General features: G+C 59.4%; 17 protein-coding genes. 8 read left to right on the forward strand and 9 right to left on the reverse strand.

Annotated elements, in window-relative coordinates; translation table 11 throughout:
- Positions 1-26 precede the first annotated feature (26 nt).
- Entirely contained in the window at positions 27-791 is a 765-nt protein-coding gene (locus JNB88_RS17540; RefSeq protein WP_037133039.1) for a GntR family transcriptional regulator, read from the reverse strand.
- Positions 788-1,672 (reverse strand): glucosamine kinase nucleotide-binding domain-containing protein, encoded by an 885-nt coding sequence (locus JNB88_RS17545; RefSeq protein ID WP_220356544.1) that lies wholly within the window; start codon positions 1,670-1,672, stop codon positions 788-790. The genes JNB88_RS17540 and JNB88_RS17545 overlap by 4 nt, the downstream gene beginning before the upstream one ends.
- Before the next feature lie 521 nt (positions 1,673-2,193).
- Between JNB88_RS17545 and JNB88_RS17550 the strand changes: the two genes are divergently transcribed.
- The 5 genes from JNB88_RS17550 (at position 2,194) to JNB88_RS17570 (ending at position 7,533) form a co-directional block, all read left to right on the forward strand.
- The gene (locus tag JNB88_RS17550) at positions 2,194-3,453 is read left to right on the forward strand and encodes an ABC transporter substrate-binding protein (RefSeq protein WP_220356545.1); all 1,260 of its coding nucleotides are present in this window, start codon (positions 2,194-2,196) and stop codon (positions 3,451-3,453) included.
- A 186-nt stretch (positions 3,454-3,639) separates the two neighbouring features.
- Positions 3,640-4,587: a carbohydrate ABC transporter permease gene (locus JNB88_RS17555; RefSeq protein WP_220356546.1), complete on the forward strand. Its 948-nt coding sequence runs from the start codon at positions 3,640-3,642 to the stop codon at positions 4,585-4,587.
- A 10-nt stretch (positions 4,588-4,597) separates the two neighbouring features.
- Positions 4,598-5,440 (forward strand): carbohydrate ABC transporter permease, encoded by an 843-nt coding sequence (locus JNB88_RS17560; protein WP_016554567.1) that lies wholly within the window; start codon positions 4,598-4,600, stop codon positions 5,438-5,440.
- Positions 5,437-6,519: a Gfo/Idh/MocA family protein gene (locus tag JNB88_RS17565; protein ID WP_220356547.1), complete on the forward strand. Its 1,083-nt coding sequence runs from the start codon at positions 5,437-5,439 to the stop codon at positions 6,517-6,519. The genes JNB88_RS17560 and JNB88_RS17565 overlap by 4 nt, the downstream gene beginning before the upstream one ends.
- Before the next feature lie 12 nt (positions 6,520-6,531).
- A complete protein-coding gene (locus tag JNB88_RS17570; RefSeq protein ID WP_037133049.1) occupies positions 6,532-7,533 on the forward strand; it encodes an ATP-binding cassette domain-containing protein in 1,002 nt (333 codons plus the stop codon).
- A 56-nt stretch (positions 7,534-7,589) separates the two neighbouring features.
- Here the strand turns inward: JNB88_RS17570 and JNB88_RS17575 are convergent, their stop codons facing one another.
- From JNB88_RS17575 to JNB88_RS17605, 7 genes are all read right to left on the reverse strand, one after another.
- The gene (locus JNB88_RS17575) at positions 7,590-7,895 is read right to left on the reverse strand and encodes an NIPSNAP family protein (RefSeq protein ID WP_220356548.1); all 306 of its coding nucleotides are present in this window, start codon (positions 7,893-7,895) and stop codon (positions 7,590-7,592) included.
- 53 nt (positions 7,896-7,948) lie between these two features.
- Positions 7,949-9,283, reverse strand: coding sequence for an MFS transporter (locus JNB88_RS17580; protein WP_220356549.1), 1,335 nt, complete (start codon positions 9,281-9,283; stop codon positions 7,949-7,951).
- Positions 9,284-9,423: 140 nt separating this feature from the next.
- Positions 9,424-10,485: an ABC transporter ATP-binding protein gene (locus tag JNB88_RS17585; protein ID WP_037133056.1), complete on the reverse strand. Its 1,062-nt coding sequence runs from the start codon at positions 10,483-10,485 to the stop codon at positions 9,424-9,426.
- A gap of 14 nt (positions 10,486-10,499) precedes the next feature.
- Positions 10,500-11,288 (reverse strand): ABC transporter permease, encoded by a 789-nt coding sequence (locus JNB88_RS17590; RefSeq protein ID WP_037133058.1) that lies wholly within the window; start codon positions 11,286-11,288, stop codon positions 10,500-10,502.
- Positions 11,285-12,178, reverse strand: coding sequence for an ABC transporter permease (locus tag JNB88_RS17595; protein WP_037133059.1), 894 nt, complete (start codon positions 12,176-12,178; stop codon positions 11,285-11,287). Before JNB88_RS17595 ends, JNB88_RS17590 begins: the two co-directional genes overlap by 4 nt.
- Before the next feature lie 73 nt (positions 12,179-12,251).
- Entirely contained in the window at positions 12,252-13,334 is a 1,083-nt protein-coding gene (locus JNB88_RS17600) for an ABC transporter substrate-binding protein (protein WP_222858059.1), read from the reverse strand.
- A gap of 202 nt (positions 13,335-13,536) precedes the next feature.
- The gene (locus JNB88_RS17605; protein ID WP_220356550.1) at positions 13,537-14,409 is read right to left on the reverse strand and encodes a MurR/RpiR family transcriptional regulator; all 873 of its coding nucleotides are present in this window, start codon (positions 14,407-14,409) and stop codon (positions 13,537-13,539) included.
- Positions 14,410-14,585: 176 nt separating this feature from the next.
- Between JNB88_RS17605 and JNB88_RS17610 the strand changes: the two genes are divergently transcribed.
- The 3 genes from JNB88_RS17610 (at position 14,586) to JNB88_RS17620 (ending at position 18,548) form a co-directional block, all read left to right on the forward strand.
- Positions 14,586-15,359: an N-formylglutamate amidohydrolase gene (locus JNB88_RS17610; protein ID WP_220356551.1), complete on the forward strand. Its 774-nt coding sequence runs from the start codon at positions 14,586-14,588 to the stop codon at positions 15,357-15,359.
- Between the two features lie 126 nt (positions 15,360-15,485).
- A complete protein-coding gene (locus JNB88_RS17615) occupies positions 15,486-17,033 on the forward strand; it encodes an amino acid permease (protein WP_220356552.1) in 1,548 nt (515 codons plus the stop codon).
- Between the two features lie 147 nt (positions 17,034-17,180).
- On the forward strand, positions 17,181-18,548 hold the full coding sequence (locus JNB88_RS17620; protein ID WP_220356553.1) for a glutamine synthetase family protein: 1,368 nt from the start codon (positions 17,181-17,183) through the stop codon (positions 18,546-18,548).
- Positions 18,549-18,577: the final 29 nt, after the last annotated feature.

An 18,577-nucleotide genomic window follows, 5' to 3' on the forward strand; every position in this document is an offset into this window, starting at 1 on the left:
GGCCATCTCATCAATGCGACCAGGTATCACGGTGCACCGATCGTCAGTTCGGCGACAAAATCATAGGCATCCCCTCGGTAGAGGGAGCGGGTGAATTCAACTGCGCGCCCCGAGCCCAGATAGGAAATGCGTTCGATCGACAATCCTGCGGCACCAACGGGGACGCCGAGAAGGTGGGCGTCTGCCTCCTTCATATTTGTCGCGGAGATTCTTTGCACCGCGCGAACAGGGCGTACCTGACGGCGCTCCAATTCCTCATAGAGCGATGTCGTCACAACGAAAGGGTCCGGTAGGAATTCACCGGAGACGCTGGCGTTTTCGATTGCCAGCGGCTGGTCGTCGGCGATGCGCAGGCGGCTGAGGCGCGAGACCCTGACATCCGTTGCGAGGCCGAGGATCATCATTTCATCCGGCGAGGGCGTATGAATGCCCTTGTGCAGCCATTCGGAGCGCGAGGTCATGCCTCGACGCGCCATATCCTCGGTAAAGGAGGTGAGCTGCGAGAGACGCTGCTCGACCTTCGACACCGGCTTCGTCACGAAAGTGCCAGAGCCATGGCGGCGAACCAGCAGGCCGTCAGCAACAAGCTCATCGATTGCCTTGCGCACAGTCACCCGGCTGACCGTCGCAAATTCCGCGATGTCCCGTTCGGGCGGCAGGGCATCGCCGTGGCTGAGGGTGCCCGTGCGAATGGCATCTTCCAGCGTGCGGCGCAGTTTGACGTAGAGCGGACCAGTGCCGCCAGCTTGAAGGCGTTCGGGAGAAAGGAGGCTTGCAAAATCGTCGGTCATGCCGCGCCTGTTCCTTCCTCGCGCAGAAACTTCACTGCGAGATCGATAGCGCCCTGCAGGACGTCACCTTTCGGCTCGCGCAGCAACGCGACGTGACGTTCTGCAAGCCACGGGCGATAAGCCTTCGCGAGCCCGCCCAGCAGGCAGATTGCCTCGCACTCCGGCCAGAGCAAGGCATCAAGGCTCTCGCCGATCGATGCCGCTGCGTTTTGCACAATCGCCGTTGCAACCAGATCGCCCTTGGCGGCAGCCTCGAAAACGACGGGCGCATAGCGGGCGAAGTCATTCGGACGGGATACATGGGCGAACTCGACCACGCGCTCCGGATCGTCTCCATACTCGGCCATGACAGTTTGGGTGACCGGCGAGGAGGGACGCACACCATCATGGGCAAGCAGAGACTGCTCCAAAAGGTCGCGGCCGAGGCGGGCGCCGCTTGCCTGGTCGCCGACAACGAAGCCCCAACCGCCAATGCCATAGAGCTTTCCGTGGCGACGCGCATTGTAGACGGAACCGGTACCGAAGGCGCCGATCACGCCGTCGGAATCGCCGAGAGCTCCTTGCAGGGCTGTCGTTGCATCGGTGACAACGCGGCGTCTGGCGAAGGGAAGGGCGCGCTCGATGCGCTCGGCATAATCACCCACATTCGCGCCGGCGACGCCAATGACGGCAGCGACACTGGAAACGGTTTCGGGGGAGAGGCCGGCGTCGCTCAATGCGTTCTTGGCGGACGCAACGATATTCAGCAGCGAGTTGTCGAGGTCTGAGAGGATGTTCGACGGGCCGGCCGTGCCGCGGCCCAGGATGCGTCCCGTTGCATCCGTGACTGCGGCGCGGCAGCTGGAGCCGCCGCCGTCGATGCCGATCGTGAATTCTGTCATAGGGCCACCAAAGTCCGCCATTCCCCTTGTTTTTCATACAATACCAAAAAAATACCATTTACCAAGTCCAAAGCTCCCTGAAATTTCATCTTTTTATCTATTTGATTTTTAATAATAAAATTTTTAATGCGGCATTTCTGTCGTCCAAATGTTAAAATTGGCTGGACAATTGGTATTTTTTTGGCCTTAATTCACTCAAAGGGAACAGCGCATCTGGTAGCAATGAGCCGGCAGGATAGAGATAAGCCGGGCTACTTGATGAAATGCAGATTCGGCTGTGGCGGCTTTGTCGCCCTCAAGCCGTTCTCGCCATCAGTTTTCCCTTTCATGGCTGTGCCGGATCGGTTTCTTGTTCGGGTACGCTGTCTGGTCGACGGGTGTTTGCCCTGTCGTGCCGGTTGAGCTTTCGGGCCGGCAGTTTTTGACGGCCCTCAAGAGGGCGCTGCGTGTCACCTCGTGCATGCAGCCGCTCGTTTCAGGTCAAGAAAGGCGCCTCATGGCGCTCAAAACAGGAGAGGGAAATGAACCACACTGCACTGAAAGGCTTCCTGCTGGCCTCGAGCCTGCTGACATCCGTCGGCTTTGCTCACGCCGCCGACGTGACGCTGACTGTCGAAAGCTGGCGCAACGATGACCTGCAGATCTGGCAGGAAAAGATCATCCCGGCGTTCGAAGCCAAGAATCCCGGCATCAAGATCGTCTTCTCGCCGACCGCGCCGACCGAGTACAACGCTTCGCTGAACGCCAAGCTCGATGCCGGCTCCGCAGGCGACATCATCACCTGCCGTCCGTTCGACGCATCGCTCGAACTGTTCAACAAGAAGCAGCTCGCCGATCTCACCAGCTTGCCGGGCATGGAGAACTTCACGCCGGTTGCCAAGGCTGCCTGGTCGACTGACGACAGCAAGTCCACCTTCTGTGTGCCGATGGCGTCGGTCATCCATGGCTTCATCTACAACAAGGATGCCTTCGATAAGCTCGGCATCGCAGTTCCGAAGACGGAAGACGAGTTCTTTGCCGCTCTCGAGAAGATCAAGGCAGATGGCACGTATATTCCGCTCGCCATGGGCACGAAGGATCTCTGGGAAGCCGCAACCATGGGCTACCAGAACATCGGTCCCAACTACTGGAAGGGTGAAGAAGGCCGCGAAGCCCTGATTTCAGGCAAGCAGAAGCTGACGGATGCCGATTGGGTCAAGCCGTACGAAGAGCTTGCCAAGTGGAAGCCCTACCTCGGCGATGGCTTCGAAGCTCAGACCTATTCGGATAGCCAGAACCTCTTCACGCTCGGCCGCGCCGCAATCTACCCGGCCGGTTCCTGGGAAATCGCGCTGTTCAACAGCCAGGCGCAGTTCAAGATGGGTGCCTTCCCGCCGCCGGTTCCGAAGGCTGGCGACCAGGGCTACATCTCCGACCATCCGGATATCGGCGTTGCGCTGAACGCCAAGAGCGCGCATGCCGAGGAAGCCAAGAAGTTCCTCTCGTGGGTCGCTTCCAGCGAATTCGCCGACATCTACGCGAACTCGCTGCCAGGCTTCTTCAGCCTGAACTCCAACCCGGTCAAGATGAGCGATCCGCTGGCTCAGGAATTCGTTTCCTGGCGCGGCCCGTACAAGTCGACCGTCCGCTCGACCTATCAGATCCTGTCGCGCGGCACGCCGAACCTCGAAAACGAGACCTGGGTTGAATCGGCGAACGTCATCAACGGCACCGATACACCGCAGGCTGCTGCCGAGAAGCTCCAGAAGGGCCTCGATGGCTGGTACAAGCCAGGCAAGTAATGAAAGCTGAGGGGCGGCGTCAGCCGTCCCTCTCTCCGGCTCCAAGCCAATTTCGTATCCGCTTTTCCTCTCCCCGCCGTCTTCGAAATCCGAAGCGACGGGGAGACGATTAGAGGGAAGGGTGTTCTGCCCGCTGTGTCAGACGCGCTGCGCCACAGGTGCAGCCAAGAAGAACAGGCAAAAGCCATGAGCGAAGCCGAATCCGCTGTCGATGTCGTCCCCATCAAGCGCCCCGTGCGCTGGCACATCGGCGTCTTTCTTTTCCCGGCATTCGTCGTCTACTCGGCGATCATGATCCTGCCGCTGATCGAAACGCTGAGGCTTTCGTTCTACAACACGGTCGATGGCGCGCCTGCCTTTGTCGGCCTCGCGAACTACAAGGTCCTGTTTGGCGATGCGCGCTGGGCACACGACTTCTGGAACGCGCTGGTCAACAACTTCATCTTCTTCCTCATTCACATGTGCGTGCAGAACCCGATTGGCATCGCGCTGGCGGCGCTGCTGTCGACGCCGCGGCTTCGCTTTGTGGCGTTCTACCGCACGGCGATGTTCCTGCCGACCCTGCTTTCCTTCGTGATCGTCGGCTTCATCTGGAAGCTCATCCTGTCACCGATCTGGGGCGTGGCGCCGTGGCTGATGAGCCTCGTTGGCATGAAGTCGCTCTTCGCTCCATGGCTCGGGCAGTCCGGACCGGCGCTGATTGCCGTATCGCTGATCTCCAACTGGCAGTACATCGGCATTCCGATGATGCTGATCTACGCAGCACTGCTGAGTATCCCGGAAGAGGTGATCGAAGCGGCCGAATGCGATGGCATCACCGGCTGGGCGCAGTTCTGGAAGATCAAGCTGCCGCTTATCCTGCCTGCGATCGGCATCATCTCGATCCTGACATTCGTAGGAAATTTCAACGCCTTCGACCTGGTTTATACAGTGCAAGGTGCGCTTGCCGGGCCTGATATGTCGACCGACATCCTTGGTACGCTGCTCTATCGCACCTTCTTCGGTTTCCAGCTGCAGCTCGGTGACCGCTCGATGGGGGCGACGATCGCGACGGTGATGTTCCTGATCATCCTCGCCGGCGTTTCGTTCTACCTTTTCGCCATCCAGCGGCGCATGCGCCGGTATCAGTTCTGAGGAGTGTGCCATGTCCAATAGAGCACGCACATCCCCCATCCGCACCGGCCTCGTCCACCTGGCGCTCATCGGTTATACGCTGGTTGCCATCTTTCCGGTGTTCCTGACGATCATCAACTCGTTCAAGGACCGCAACGCGATCTTCCGTTCGCCGATGCAGGTGCCGACGCCTTCGACCTTCAGCCTTGTGGGGTACCAGACGGTGCTGGGGCAGGGCGACTTTGCCACCTATTTCCAGAACAGCTTCATCGTCACTGTTGTTTCGATCTTTTTCGTGCTGCTGTTCGGTGCGATGGCCGCCTTCGCGCTCTCTGAATACAAGTTCAAGGGCAACACGCTCACCGGCCTCTACATGGCGATTGGCATCATGATCCCGATCCGTCTCGGCACGGTCGCCATCCTGCAGGGGATGGTGGCAGCCGGCCTCGTCAACACGCTGACGGCGCTGATCCTCGTTTATACGGCGCAGGGTATTCCGCTGGCGATCTTCATCCTGTCGGAATTCATGCGGACCGTCTCCGATGACCTGAAGAATGCAGGCCGTATCGACGGGCTCTCGGAATATTCGATCTTCTTCCGGTTGGTGCTGCCGCTGGTGCGCCCGGCAATGGCGACCGTGGCCGTCTTCACGATGATCCCGATCTGGAACGATCTCTGGTTCCCGCTGATCCTGGCGCCGTCCGAAGCAACGAAGACCGTCACGCTCGGATCGCAGATCTTCATCGGGCAGTTCGTGACCAACTGGAACGCGGTGCTTGCCGCGCTGTCGCTGGCGATCCTGCCGATCCTCGTCCTCTATGTCATCTTCTCGCGGCAGCTGATCCGCGGCATCACCTCCGGAGCGGTCAAGTGAGTGCGACGACCAAGCCAATCCGCGTTCTCGTCGCCGGCCTCGGCAATATGGGACGCAGCCATGCGCTGGCCTATCACAACAATCCCGGTTTCGAGATTGTCGGGCTGGTCAACCGATCGAAGCCAAAGCTGCCGGAGGAATTGCAGGGCTACGAGATCTACTCGGACTTCCAGGCGGCGCTTGCCGAGCTGAAGCCGGATCTCTGTGCAGTGTGCACCTATTCGGATACGCACGCCGACTACGCGGTCGCTGCCTTCGAGGCAGGTTGCGATGTCTTCGTCGAAAAGCCGCTCGCGACAACAGTCGCCGATGCGGAGCGCGTCGTCGCGGCGGCAAAGAAGGCTGGCCGGAAGCTTGTCATCGGCTATATCCTTCGCCACCACCCATCCTGGATGCGATTGATCGAAGAGGCCCGCAAGCTCGGTGGCCCTTATGTCTTCCGCATGAATCTCAACCAGCAGTCCAGCGGTCCGACCTGGGAGACGCATAAGTCACTCATGCAGACGACGTCGCCCATCGTCGATTGCGGCGTGCACTATGTCGATGTCATGTGCCAGATTACCGATGCCAAGCCGGTGGAGGTGCGAGGCATGGGGCTCAGGCTCTCCGACGAAATCGCACCTGGAATGTATAACTACGGCCAGCTTCAGGTGCTGTTCGAGGATGGCTCCGTCGGCTGGTACGAGGCCGGCTGGGGGCCGATGATTTCGGAAACGGCTTTCTTCGTGAAGGATATCATGTCGCCGAAGGGATCGGTCTCGATCGTCATGGACCCGAACGCCAAGTCCGACGATATCGACGCTCACACCAAGACCTCGGTCATCCGCCTGCACACCGCAGAGACGGGACCTGACGGCAAGTTCATCCGACCCGACCAGGATATGACGATGGCCGGCGAGCCAGGCCATCAGGAACTCTGCGACCGCGAGCAGGCCTTCATGCTGAAAGCCATTCGCGAGGACATCGACCTCAACCGCCACATGGCAGACGCCGTCGCTTCGCTGCGCATCTGCCTCGCCGCCGACGAAAGCGTGCGTACCGGCCAAGCCGTCAAGCTCCAAGAGCCGGTCAAACTGTAAGGAATACGACTAGTGGGATCGCTTCAACTCAAATCCATCCGCAAGACCTACGGCACGCACGAGGTGCTGAAGGGCATCGACCTGGAGGTCAAGGACGGCGAGTTCGTCATTTTCGTAGGACCTTCGGGCTGCGGCAAGTCAACCCTTTTGCGCAGCATTGCCGGACTGGAGGACGTGACCTCAGGCGCTGTCTTCATCAATGGCAAGGAAGAAACACTGACGCCACCCGCCAAACGCGGCATCGCGATGGTGTTCCAATCCTACGCGCTCTATCCGCACCTGACGGTCAAGGACAACATGGGCCTCGGTCTCAAGCAGGCCGGCACGCCGAAGGACGAGATCGACAAGCGGGTCAACAAGGCATCCTCGATGCTCTCGCTGGAGCCCTATCTCGCTCGGCGACCGGCTGAGCTTTCCGGTGGTCAGCGCCAGCGTGTCGCCATTGGCCGCGCGATCGTGCGTGAGCCGGCGCTTTTCCTTTTCGACGAGCCGCTGTCGAACCTCGATGCTGCCTTGCGTGTTCAGACGCGTCTTGAGATCGCGCGGCTGCACCGCAGCCTCAAGGCAACGATGATCTACGTCACCCACGACCAGGTCGAGGCGATGACGCTTGCAGACAAGATCGTGGTGCTGAATGCTGGTGCGGTCGAGCAGGTCGGCTCGCCAATGGAGCTCTACAACCGTCCAGCAAACACTTTCGTTGCAGGCTTCATCGGTTCGCCAATGATGAATTTCATTCCGGGTGACAAGGTTGGAGACGCGGGCGCAAAGACCGTCGGCGTACGCCCGGAGCATCTCACCCTTTCACGCGAGCAGGGCACATGGCGGGCGAAGGTCGTCCACGTCGAACATCTTGGCGCGGACACGATCATCTATCTCGAATCCGAGCAGTGCGGCCTGATCACGGCGCGGCTCTTCGGGGAGCACAAGTACGAGCCGGATGAGATCGTCTATGCGACGCCGGACACGGGCCACATGCATCGGTTCGATGCCAATGACCAGGCAATCCGCTAGAGCAAAACTTGAAACTGAAAGCCCCGCCATAGAGCGGGGCTTTTCATTTCTGGCGATCAGCCAAGGACAGGGCGCATGAAGCTGCGCTCGTAGCTGATGATGCTGCGGTTTCGCTTGTCGAGGTCGAACGCGGCCTGGCATTCGGGATCGCTTGCCATACGTGTACGATAGTCCTCGTAAGCCGCAAGGCTCGGGAACGAAAACAGCGCGAGGGCAATGTTGTTGGCGCCCTCGGACGGCAGGAAATAGCCGTGATGCGTGCCGCCCATTCGATTGACGATCGGAATCCAGAGGCGCGCATACTCCTCGAATTCGGCGAGCTTGTACGGGTCGATCGTGTAACGCAGATAGCAAGTAATCATTGAAATATTTCCCCTGAAGCAATGCAGGCGGTGGCCACATGCCTTTGCCAGCGTTAGGCGGCGAGGCGCTCGGTGAGTTCTTCGATGCCGACCTCTGCCTCGACACTGTCTCCCTTGGCGATCAGATAGAGCCCGAGCACAAAGGCGAGGGCGGCGATGAAGAGCAGGTAGTAGGCATGGGCCATCGGATTGATCGGCAGCAGCGATGCGACTGCAAGAGGCGTCAGACCACCGAAAATCGCATAGGACACGTTGTAGGAGAAGGACAGGCCGCTGAAACGAACGCGGGCCGGGAAGGCGCGGACCATCACGTAGGGTACTGCTCCAACCATGCCGACCGAGAGCCCCATGATCGCATAGAGCGCGAAGAGAACGGTCAGTGAAACGGCCGCGTAGGTGTAGAAGGCGAAGGTTGCTGCACCAAAGAAGATACTGGAGACAACAAAGAAGCGGCCCGAGCCAACCCGATCGACGATTGCGCCGGCAGCAGCGGTACCGAAGATCAGAAAGAGCGTGCCGAAGCTGGTGGCCGCAAGCGACTGCTGAGCGGTGTAGCCATAAAGCTTCTGCAGGAAGGTTGCTGTCATCAACGTCGTCACGACGATGCCGGCTGAGAGGATCCACGTCAGCAGCATGGAAATGATAACGCCGCGCGGGTAGTCGCGCAGAACGGCTTTCAGCGGCAGTTCGGGAACGAGCGAGCGGGCTTGCTTCATCTCCGCGAAGATCGGCGTCTCCCGCAGCCAGCGGCGCAGATAGACGGCAACGAGGCCGAAGATGCCGCCGAGGAAGAAAGGGATGCGCCAAGCATAAGCGGCGACATCATCAGGCGTGAAGACGGAGTTGATGATCGTCGCGATGAAGGACCCGAGCAGGATGCCGAGCGTCAGGCCGGAGCAGAGAAAACCACAGGCAAAACCGACGCGACGGAAGGGAACGTGCTCGGCCACGAAGGTCCAGGCGCCTGGCACTTCGCCGCCAATCGCTGCTCCTTGCAGGAGACGCATCAACACAAGCAGGATCGGAGCGGCAACGCCGATCGTGGCGTAGGTCGGCATCGCAGCCATGCCGAGCGTCGACAGCGCCATCAGCAGAATCGAGAAGGCGAAGATGCGCTTGCGGCCGAAAAGATCGCCGAAGTGGGCAAGCACGATGCCGCCGAGCGGGCGCACGAGGTAGCCGGCGGCGAAGATCCCGAACGTCTGGATCGTTACCAGCCATTCCGGCATATCGGGCGGAAAGAACAGCTTGCCGATGACTGCCGCGAAGAAGACGAAGATGATGAAGTCGTAGAACTCGAGCGCACCTCCGAGGGCGGAAAGGCCGAGTGTACGAAAGTCCTGGGAAGTGAGGAGGCGGGGTGCGGAGGCGGTCGTGGTAGAAGACATGATGCTGACTTTGCTTAGCGAAAACGTTTCAGCCCGTCGTTGCGCATCGAGGTCACCATTTCAAGCGATTTCCGGCGCCTTAGCTTTGGCGCCGGAAATGCGGAAACGAGTGTGGCAAAACCGCAAATGTTAGCGTGCGCTCAGTCGCGGATGACGAGGAGATCGGCCGCCATGAAGCGCAGCGTGACGGTCTCGCCGGCGGACGGAGGAGTGACCCCCGGGCTGTTGAACATGTCAAAGGAAATGACATTCCCGCCGACGTTCATGCGCGTGCGGATGACCGAGCCCAGGAAGTGGGCTGACACGACCTGTCCCGTCAGCTTCGTGTCGCATGGCGCGCTCTCGGCCAGCGATCCGGCTTCCGGGCGCAGAGCCAGCGAGACGGTATCGCCCGCTTTGAAAGCCGTGACCGATTGCTTCAACGTCACGCCCTGGTCGCCAATCTGGATCCTGTTTGCGGCGGGGTCGACAACCTTTGCCTCGATCATGTTGAGCGTGCCGACGAAGGAGGCGACGAACCGGGTTGCCGGCGTGTTGTAAATCTCGAACGGCGTGCCGATCTGGTCGGCACGGCCGGCGTTCATGACGACGATGCGGTCGGAGATTGACAGGGCTTCTTCCTGGTCGTGGGTCACGAAGACGGTGGTGATGCCGAGCTTCTGCTGGATGGCACGAATTTCCTCGCGCAGCGACACGCGAATCTTGGCATCGAGGGCTGAAAGCGGCTCATCAAGCAATAGAACCTGCGGGCGGACTGCAAGGGCACGGGCAAGTGCCACGCGCTGCTGCTGGCCACCGGAGAGCTGGTAGGGATAACGGTCGGCGAGGTGATCGAGCTTGATCAGCCCGAGCATTTCCTTGACACGAGCATCAATCTCGGCTGCCGGCGTGCCTGCAACCTTCAGGCCGAAAGCAACGTTGTCATGAACCGTCATGTTCGGAAACAGCGCATAGGCCTGGAAAACCATGCCGATGTTTCGCTTGTTGGGCTTCAGATTGTTCTGTTCCTTGCCGCCGATGGCAATACGACCGGCCGAGGGCGCTTCGAAGCCTGCGATCATCCGCAGGACGGTCGTCTTGCCGCAGCCCGACGGGCCAAGGAAAGAGATGAATTCACCCTTCTCGATCTGCATGTTGAAGTCATGCACGACCTGCGTGTTGCCGAAGGATTTCTTGAGGTTTGCGAGTTCGAGAAAAGCCATGAAAACCAGATACCTTACGACTTAGCCGGTGCGGCTTTGTGGAAGCGGGAGACGAGTTGTAGAAGGCCCATGCTGAGCCAGGTGATCGAGAACGCGATAACGGCGAGCGCCGACGGCTCGTAAGCGCGGTTGGCGCCGACCAGCTGCAGGTAAGGGCCGAAGGCCGGACGGTTGAGCAGCGCGGCCATGGTGAATTCACCCATGACAATCGCCAGCGTGATGAAGGCGCCCGAGAGGACGCCGCTCATGACGTTCGGGAAAATGCACTTGAACATGATTGTCGTCCAGCTGGCGCCCAGGCTTTCGGCTGCTTCCGTCAGCGTACGGACGTCGATGGCGCGCATCGCGGTATCGACAGCACGGTACATGTAGGGCAGTGACAGCGTCATGTAGGAGAGGACGAGTAGGATATTGGTACCCGTCGTCGAGCCCGTCAGAGGCAGGATCGAAGACGAGTTGTACATTCTCAGATAGCCGAAGACGATCACGATAGCAGGGATGACGAGGGGCAGAAGTGTGATGAACTCGACGACCGGGCGGATCTGCGGCAGGCGCAGGCGTACCCAGTAGGCGGTTGGCACCACGAGCAACATCCCGAAAACAATCGTCAGCAGCGCCATCAGCATCGAATAGCCGAAGGTTTCGCGGAATTGCGCCTCGGAAAAAACCGACGCGTAGGCGTCGAAACTGTAGGCGCCGCGGCGCATACGCAGTGAAAACTCGATTGTGGCAATGAGCGGCAGGACGAAGTAGGTCGCCCCAATGGCGACTGCGATCCATGCTCCAAGGCGTGAAGTCTTCATTTTTGCCACCGTTCAGCGCGCATACGCAGCAGGATATAGAGGAGGTTGGACAGGCCGGTGATGACGATCATGCCGAGCGCGAGCGCGTAACCAAGGTTGGGATTGTGGAGCACGTCGCCACGGATTTGCGCGTAAAGCAGGATCGGGACGATGTTGAGAGAACTGCCGGTCAGCGCGTAGGCGGTAGCGATTGCTCCGAAAGCGTTCGCGAAAAGAAGCAGTGTCGTGCCCATCAGGCTCGGCCAGAGGATCGGGAAGGCGACCATGCGCCAATACTGGCCATTGGTGGCACCCAGGATCTGCGCGGCTTCCTTCCATTCCTTCTTCATGCCGTCGAGCGCCGGCGTCAGGATCAGCACCATCAGCGGAATCTGGAAGTACATGTAGGTGAGGGTGAGCCCCAAGAAGCTCAGCAGATTGAAACCCGTAGAATAAAGATTGAAGCCGAACCAGTCGCGCATCAAAACGGTCACGAGACCGGTGCGTCCGAGGGTGGCCAGGAAGGCGAAGGCGAGGGGTACGCCCGCGAAATTGGATGCGACGCCCGAGAACGTCAGAAGGCCCGACCGAACCCAGTTCGGGAGGCCGCCGAGCACGACTGCCCAGGCCAGAAAGAAACCGATCAGCGCGCCACCGAGGGCCGAGGCCACTGATACCTTGATACTGATCCAGTAGGCGCTGAGGATCGACGGCGTGAACAGGTCGGCAATGTTCTTGAGTGTCAGGTCGCCTTCTGGCGTCAGGAATGCGCCAGCGACCAGATAAAGCGTCGGTATGATGAGGAACATCGCAGCAAAGATCATGAACGGCGCGATGCCGAGCCAGTCTACGATCCTGTCGCGGTTTATCATGGGCGTGGCCGGGGCCGCAGATGTTGAAACAGTGGTCATAGACGACAGCCTTATCGGGGCAATAGAGAATAAAACCTCTCCGCCACGGGGCGGAGAGGTCTTGCGTCAGTGATTACTTGACGTTGGCGCCGACGACGCTGTCCCACTTGGTGGTGATAGCGGCCTTGCCTGCAGCCTGTTCGTCGAGGGTCGGGAACACAGCCTTTTCATAGGCGGCGGCCGGCGGCAGCTTGTCCAGAAGCTCCTGCGGGATCTTCTTGTTCGCCGCCAGATCGTTGAAGCGGATCGGGTGGCAATAGCCCTTCAGCCAGCCGAGCTGACCTTCATCCGAGTACAGGTATTCCATCCAGAGCTTCGCAGCGTTCGGATGCGGAGCAAAAGCGGAGATCGCCTGGACGTAGACGCCAGCGTTGACGCCCGATGCCGGGACGACGACTTCAACCGGCGGGTTGCCCTTCAGCGTGTCGCGCCAGGACAGGCCGTTGTAGTCCCAAGCGATGACGATCGGGGTGGAGCCCTGTGCCAGCGAAGCGGACTTGCCGATGACAGGAACGAGGTTGCCCGCCTTGTTGAGTTCAGCGAAGTAAGCGAGACCGGCTTCACCTGCCTTGGTCGCGTCCTTTTCGCCGGCTGCGATGCCAGCAGCGTAAACTGCCTGAACGGCCTGGTTGGAGGCGCGTGGGTCACCGGCGAGAGCGATGCTGTTGGCGTAGTCGGACTTCTTCAGGTCAGCCCAGTCCTTCGGGACGTCCTTTACGATGTCGGTGTTCACGACGAAGGACAGAACGCCGTAGTAGTCGCCGTACCAGTAACCGTCGGCATCCTTGGCAGTGTCGGGGATCGAATCCCAGGTGGACACCTTGTAAGGTTGGATCAGGCCTTCAGCCTTGGCCGAGGGACCAAAGGAGAGACCGACGTCGATGACGTCAGGAGCCTGCGGGCCGGTGTTGCCCTTGTTGGCCTTGATGGCTTCGATTTCGTCGCCCGAGCCCGCATCCGGGTTCAGTTCGTTGACCTCGATGCCGTACTTTGCCTTGAAGCCGGCAATGACGTCGCCGTAGCCGCACCAGTCATGCGGGAGCGCGATGGTGGTCAGCGTGCCTTCCTTCTTGGCGGCAGCGATGAGTTCAGCGCTAGGTTCAGCGGCTGCGATTGCGGTCGAGGCAACAACAATTGCAGTAGAAAGCGAAAGCATTTTCGAAATATTAGAGATCACTGTTGTTCTCCTTCGGGTTTTCAGTGTCCGACGATGCTGTTACTTACGTTACGTGAAGCTTTCGTGACAGTTTGATGACCTTATTTTTTCTTTGTATAGCAGGCATTTGGCGGTGATGTTTCATTTACGACACGTTGTTCACTCAAGCGCCGCCTGTCATCTCTCTGTCGTATTTTCCCTCCTAACTGAGTTTGCGGAAGAGCCTGGTTTGTTCGAACAGTCCCTCCAGCGTTTTCATACGCTCTTTCGTTTCGTCCCATGTCGAACTCTGAACAGCTTCGATCAGCGCTTCGACGATGAAGAGAGTGATGACGGATGAGTCCCAGGCCGATGGGGCCTCGATCTGCACACGAAACGTGTGGCGCGCCAGCTTGGCGGCAGGCGATCCCCACTGGTCGGTAAAGACGACAATTTCGGCTCCGCGCTTGCGGGCTGCGGTCGCGAGGCTGACCATCTCCTGCTCGTAGCGGCGGATATCGAAGATGACCAAAAGGTCGCCGGGATTCATATTGAGGACGTACTGCGGCCAGCTGCTCGAATTCGATGAGAGCAGAGCGGTGTTGGGGCGGATGACCTGCATATGCGTAAAGAAGTATTCGGCGAGCGCGCCGGTAATACGTCCGCCGACAAAATAGAGGCCGCGCTTGCGGTCGGAGAGGAGTGACGCCACGTTGTCGAACGTCGCCGTATCGAGTGCGCTTAGCGTCTGGCGCAGGTTGCCCATGATCGCGTCGGCGAAGCGGTTCAGAATATGCGTGCCCGGCGCATTGGAGGCCCAGCGGTCATGCTTGGCGATTGGGTTCGAGATCGTCGCTTCGACCTCTTGATGGAGGTGCGCCTGAAAGTCGGGATAGCCCTTGAAACCCAACTTCTGGACCATGCGAACGACCGTAGGTGTCGATACGCCGGCGTTCTCGGCAATCGTCGTGATGCTGCCCAGTCCCGAGACAGGGTAGTTGTCCAACAGGCTCTCAGCCAATTGCTTTTCGGCCCGCGTTAGCGTGCCAAAATGCGAATGGATTACGTCCGAAACGGTCTTCGACGCAGCGGTCACGCGATCATGCTCCCCGGGATTGGTCTTGTGCCACTTTCCCACTGAAAGTTAACAACGCTGTCACAATCCATGTCAACTGTTGTCATGAAAAGAAATTTTCAGAGTGCGCTTGACAGTCGTCGGAACGTGAAGAATTCTTTTCTTATACATTTTTTATTAATGATCGGGATGCGCCTGTGGTGCCTGCTCAGTTCAGGGTCTTAAGCGAAGCGGAAGGCGAATGCGTTTCAGTCGAGCGACCGAACGCGAAGAGCCCATTGCTGGTGATCTGCGAGCATGCATCCCGGTTGCTGCCTGAGCGGTACGGCACGCTCGGTCTCTCCGATGAAGCGCTGGAAAGCCATATTGCCTGGGATCCGGGCGCGTTGGCCGTGGCCCGCGGGATTTCCGAGGCTCTCGATGCCACTCTCATCTACCAGCGATTTTCGCGATTGATCTACGATTGCAACAGGCCGCCGGAGTCAGCCGGTGCGATGCCCGAGAAGAGCGAAGTCTACGAGATCCCGGGCAATGCCCACCTCAGCGCGGAAGAACGCTTCGCACGGACAGAAGCGTTGTATATTCCTTTCCACGACGCCATTCGCGGACTGATTCGCGATCGCATGGCGAGGGGGCAGGAGACGGTGATTGCAACGGTCCACAGCTTCACTCCTGTTTACCACGGCAAGACGCGCGCCGTGGAAATTGGTATATTGCACGACGAAGACAGCCGCTTTGCCGACAGTGTTCTGAAGGCCGCGTCGGCCGGCTCGCCTCTCTATAAAATCGAACGCAATGAGCCTTACGGCCCTGCGGATGGCGTGACGCACACGCTTATTCTGCACGGGCTTTCGAATGGGCTCCGCAATGTAATGATCGAGGTCCGCAACGACCTCATCTCAGATCAAGACGGTCAAGGGGTCATGGCCGGCTATCTGACAAGGCTTCTCCGGCAAAGTCTGGACGCCTGACAACAAAGATAAAGACCCCAGGGAGCAGTCTAACTGCGATCCGCCCGTAGGCGAAAACGTCACGGGCACTTTGGCACTGGATGATCATCCGCAATCCCGCAGGTGATCGCTTAACAGGGGGAAGTCATGTCCGACTACACGGATCACGACAAGAAGCAGGATATGCATATCCTGCACTCCATGGGCTACGCCCAGGAGCTGGAACGGCGGATGAGTTCGTTCTCGAATTTTGCCGTTTCGTTTTCCATTATTTGCATTCTCTCGGGCGGTATCAACTCGTTGGCGCAGGCAACTGCCGGTGCTGGCGGCGCGGCCATTGGCATCGGTTGGCCCGTCGGGTGCTTCGTTTCGCTGGTGTTCGCTGTCGCCATGGCGCAGATCAGCTCGGCCTATCCGACCGCCGGTGGGCTCTATCACTGGGGCTCGATTCTCGGCAACCGTTTCACGGGCTGGCTGACGGCATGGTTCAACCTGCTCGGTCTCGTCACGGTTCTCGGCGCGATCAACGTCGGCACCTACTACTTCTTCATGGGTGCCTTCGGGACCAGCTACTTCGGTCTGGTGGACACGACGATGGTCCGGATCATCTTCCTGGTCATCATCACCGGTGCTCAGGCACTCGTGAATCACATGGGGATCGGGTTGACGGCCAAGCTGACGGATTTCTCCGGTTACCTCATTTTCGCGACGTCAATCGTGCTTGCTGCAGTTTGCCTGCTGGCCGCTCCATCCTATGACATTGCCCGGCTCTTCACCTTCGCTAACTATTCCGGTGAAGCGGGCGGCAATGTCTGGCCGTCGACCTCGGGTGCGTGGGTGTTTCTCCTCGGTCTGCTGCTGCCGATCTACACGATCACCGGCTACGACGCGTCCGCGCATACCTCGGAAGAAACGGTCAAGGCCGCTCATTCCGTTCCGCGCGGCATGGTCTCGTCCGTCCTTTGGTCGGCGCTCTTCGGCTACATCATGCTTTGCTCGTTCGTGCTGATGCTGCCGAACATGGATGATGCGGCCAAGCAGGGCTGGAACGTGTTCTTCTGGGCGATGGACAGCCAGGTGAACCCTGTCGTCAAGGATCTGCTCTACCTCGCCATCTTCGTCAGCCAGTGGCTGTGCGGTCTGGCGACGGTAACGTCGGTCTCGCGCATGATCTTCGCCTTCTCGCGTGATGGCGGTCTGCCGGCATCGAAGGCACTCTCGAAGGTCAGCCCGAAGTATCGCACGCCTGTTGCGGCGATCTGGACCGGCTCGATCCTTTCGGTTCTGTTCGTCTGGGGTTCGTCGCTCGTCTCGATTGGCGAGACGCCGGTTTACACCATCGTCGTGTCGTGCACGGTCATCTTCCTGTTCTTCTCCTTCGCGATCCCGATCACGCTCGGTCTCTTCGCCTGGGGTACGTCGAAGTGGGACAAGATGGGTCCGTGGAACCTCGGCGAAGGCATGTTCAAGCTGTTCGCGATCCTTTCGATCCTCGCGATGGTGCTGATCTTCGTCCTCGGCATTCAGCCGCCGAATGATTGGGCCCTCTACATCACCGTCGGCTTCCTCGTGCTGACCGCGATCGTATGGTTCGGCTTCGAAAGCCGCCGCTTCAAGGGACCGCCGATCGGCGAAGAGGTTGCACTCCGTCAGGCCGAGATTGCGGCTGCCGAAAAGGCCGTCGGCGAAGCCTGAGGTTTCGACTTCCCTCTCAAGGTGCGGGGTCGCTTCGGCGACCCCGTAACCCGGCTCAACGAAAATGCATCAGGTCAGGCGCGTCCGTCTCACGGCATGCCCTTTCGTTGCCCCGATTCTTCAGTTCAAGGTTCAGGCGGATTCAATATGAGCATCTATACTCTCGACGATCTCAAGCAGGATGTTGCCGACGGGCGCATCGACACGGTTCTGGCGTGCCAAGTGGACATGCAGGGCCGCTTGATGGGCAAGCGCTTCCAGGCCGAATACTTCCTCGAGAGCGCATGGAAGGAAACGCATAGCTGCAACTACCTCGTCGCTACCGACATGGAGATGGAGACTGTATCCGGCTACAAGGCGACGAGCTGGGAGAAGGGCTATGGCGACTACACGATGAAGCCCGACCTTTCGACGTTGCGTCGGATTCCATGGCTCGAGGGCACGGCGCTGGTGCTTTGTGACCTGCTCGATCATCATACGCACGAGGAGGTGCCGCATTCACCTCGCGCGATCCTGAAGAGGCAGGTGAAGCGGCTCGAAGACATGGGCATGAAGGCCTTCATGGCTTCGGAACTGGAATTTTTCCTGTTTGACCAGACCTATGAATCCGCGCACGCGTCCGGCTATCGCAATCTGAAGCTCGCCAGCGCCTACAACGAGGACTACCACATCTTCCAGACGACCAAGGAAGAAGAGGTGATGCGGGCAATCCGTACCGGTCTTCAGGGCGCCGGCATTCCGGTCGAGAACTCCAAGGGAGAGGCGTCCGCCGGCCAGGAAGAGATCAACGTCCGCTACGCCGATGCGCTTGCTATGGCGGACCGGCACGCGATCATCAAGAACGGCTGCAAGGAAATTGCCTGGTCGAAGGGCAAGGCGATTACCTTCCTCGCAAAGTGGCACTACAATGCCGCCGGGAGCTCGTCCCACATCCATCAGTCTCTGTGGAGCGCGGACGGCAAGACGCCGCTGTTTGCCGATGAAAAGGGCAAGTACGGCATGTCGCCGTTGATGGAAAACTACATTGCCGGCCTGCTCGCGCATGCGAGCGAAATCACCTACTTCCTGGCGCCCTACATCAACTCCTACAAGAGGTTCATGGCCGGCACCTTTGCTCCGACAAAGGCGATCTGGAGCAAGGACAACCGTACGGCTGGTTACCGTCTCTGCGGCGATGGCACGAAAGCGATCCGCATTGAGTGCCGCGTCGGCGGCTCCGACCTCAACCCCTATCTTGCCTTTGCGGCATTGCTCGCAGCGGGCATCGATGGCATCGAGAACAAGATGGAACTCGAGGCACCGTTCGTTGGCGACGCCTATGGCGCTCGCCGCGTCCGCGAGATCCCTCGCACGCTGCGCTCGGCAACTGTCGCCATGACCAAATCGAAGATGCTGCGCAATGCGTTCGGCGACGACGTCATCGATCACTACGCCCGTGCTGCCGAGTGGGAGCAGGAAGAGTACGATCGTCGCATCACCGACTGGGAAGTGGCGCGCGGTTTCGAAAGAGCATAATAGGCGTAGCCAAGAGCGGTACGTATCCC

This window comes from Rhizobium cauense, from assembly GCF_019511525.1.
In the GTDB taxonomy this organism is placed as follows: Bacteria; Pseudomonadota; Alphaproteobacteria; order Rhizobiales; family Rhizobiaceae; genus Rhizobium; species Rhizobium cauense.